Source organism: Amycolatopsis sp. SID8362 (assembly GCF_010550475.1).
Classification (GTDB): domain Bacteria; phylum Actinomycetota; class Actinomycetes; order Mycobacteriales; family Pseudonocardiaceae; genus Amycolatopsis; species Amycolatopsis eburnea.
In genome coordinates this window covers 1-2,608 of the sequence record NZ_JAAGNB010001090.1, presented here as the reverse complement: position 1 = coordinate 2,608, position 2,608 = coordinate 1, and the positions used below count along the sequence as shown (strand labels likewise).

Annotated in this window: 1 protein-coding gene; it reads right to left on the bottom strand. The window is 74.7% G+C overall.

What is annotated here, in order from left to right:
* A partial coding sequence (locus tag G3I65_RS33980; RefSeq protein WP_160699727.1) for a type I polyketide synthase occupies positions 1–2,608 on the bottom strand: 2,608 nt, incomplete at both ends.

Below are 2,608 nucleotides of genomic sequence, written 5' to 3'. Positions count from 1 at the left end.
GTGCGCGCCCAGCGCGCCCGTGCCGCCGGTGATCAGGACCGTGCCGCGCGGCTTCCACCGCTCGGCCGGCGGGGTGAAGGGAGCGCGGACCAGGCGCCGGGCCAGCAGCCCGGACGGGCAGATCGCGACCTGGTCCTCGTCGTCCACACCGGACAGTGCGGCGGCGATCAGGCTCGCGGTCGTGGCGTCCGGTTCGGCGGGCAGGTCGAGCAGCCCACCCCAGATCCCGGGCAGTTCCAGGCCGATCACGCGGCCCAGGCCCCACGTCATGGCCTGCGCCGGGCGAAGGTCGGTACCACCGCGGGTGAGCAGCCACAACGGCGTCTCGCTCGCGGCCATGGCCTGGGCCAGCGCGAGGTTCGCGGTCGCTCCGGCAGGCAGGAAGTCCGCTTCGGGCGACGGGGTTTCGTCGAGCGCGAGCAGCGAGACGACGCCGGTGAAGCCCTCCGCGTCCGTGAACTCGGAGACGACCACGGGCTCGGCACCGTGCGCGGCCAAGGCGCCCGGGACGCCGCAGTCGTCGTGTCCGTCCGGGACGACGACGAGCCAGCGGCCGGACAGTTCCGGAGTGGACGGTGCGGCGACGGGCTTCCACTCGACCCGGTAGCGCCACGAGTCCACTTCGGACGCTGCACGGGCCCGCTCACGCCAGCGGGTCAGCGCGGGCAGGACTTCGGCCAGCGTGCTGCCCGGCGCCACGTCGAGGGTGCCGGCGACGGCGTCGAGGTCGAGACCGTCGACGGCGGCCCAGAAAGCGGCGTCCACCGGGTCCGCGGCCGACTCCGGCGCGACGCCCGCGTCGAGCCAGTAGCGGCGGCGCTGGAAGGCGTAGGTGGGCAGGTCGACGCGGTGGGCGCCGGGGAACGCGGGCGTCCAGTCCACGGCGACCCCGCGCACGTGCGCCTCGCCGAGCGAGCGCAGGAACCGCTCGTACCCGCCATCGTCGCGGCGCAGCGAACCGAGGGCTTCGACGCCGTCGGTCTCGCCGATCGCCATCGTCAGCACCGGGTGCGGCGAGGACTCGACGAACGTGCCGAACCCCTCCGCGGCGAGCGTGGCGACGGCGACGTCGAGCCGGACGGTCTCGCGGAGGTTCGTGTACCAGTACTCGGCGTCCAGCCGGGCGCCGTCGATCCAGGCGCCGGTGACGGTCGAGAAGAACGCGATGTCACCGGTCCGCGGCCGGATCGGGGCCAGCACGTCGAGGAGTTCGCCGCGCAGCTGCTCGACCTGCGCCGAGTGGGACGCGTAGTCGACGGGGATGCGCTTGGCGCGCACGCCGTCCGCCTCGCACGCGGTGATCAGCGCGTCCAGCGCGCCGGGTGTCCCCGAGACGACGACGGCGCCCGGGCCGTTCACCGCCGCGATCGACAGCCCGTCGGTCAGGCGCGCTTCGACGGCCTCCAGCGGCGCCGCGACGGAGACCATGCCGCCGCCACCGGCCAATGCCAGGATCGCCTTGCTGCGCAACGCGACCACCCGGGCACCGTCCTCAAGGGACAGCGCGCCCGACACCACGGCAGCCGCGATCTCGCCCTGCGAGTGTCCCACCACCGCGTCCGGCACCACGCCGAACGACCGCCACAGCTCCGCCAGCGACACCATCACGGCCCACAACGCGGGCTGCACGACGTCGACCCGTGCCAGCGCCGAAGCGTCGGCGAGCACGTCGCGCAGCGTCCAGTCCACAAAGGAGGACAGCGCCGCGGCGCACTCGTCGAGCCGCGCACCGAACACCGGCGACGCCTCGGCCAGCTCCAGTGCCATGCCCGCCCACTGCGAACCCTGCCCGGGGAACACGAGCGCGGTCCGGCCGGTGCCCGCGGTCCCGGTGAGCACGTTCGGGGCCGGAATCCCCTCCGCCAGCGCCGAAAGCCCGGTCAGCAGCGTGTCCCGGCCGCCGGTGACCACCGCGCGGTGCGGGAAGGCGGTCCGGGAGGTTGCCAGTGAGAACGCGACGTCGGCCACGTTGTGCTCGACCTGTCCCCGCAGCGCAAGCGCCTGCGCCTGCAGCGCCTCGGGCGACTTGGCCGACAGCACCCACGGCACCACCGGAGGTTCGGGCGTCGGCTCGACGTCGGCGACGTCGCCCTGCTCGAGGATCACGTGGGCGTTCGTGCCGGAGATGCCGAACGACGAGATCGCCGCCCGGCGCGGCCGCGGCCGCTCCCACGGCCGCGGCTCGTCGAGCAGCCGGACCGCGCCGCTCTCCCAGTCCACGTGGGACGACGGCGTTTCCGCGTGCAGCGTCCGCGGCATCAGCCCGTGCCGCAGCGCCTGCACGGTCTTGATCACCCCGGCGACGCCGGCGGCGGCCTGGCAGTGGCCGATGTTGGACTTGAGCGAGCCGAGCCACAGCGGCTCCTCGCGGTCCTGGCCGTACGTGGCCAGCAGCGCCTGCGCCTCGATCGGGTCGCCCAGCGTGGTGCCGGTGCCGTGCGCCTCCACGAGATCGACGTCCGAAGTGGACAGGCCGGCGTCGGCCAGCGCCGCGCGGATCACGCGCTGCTGGGCCGGTCCGCTGGGCGCGCTGAGTCCGTTCGACGCGCCGTCCTGGTTCAGCGCGCTGCCGCGCAGCACGGCGAGCACCGGGTGCCCGAGGCGCCGC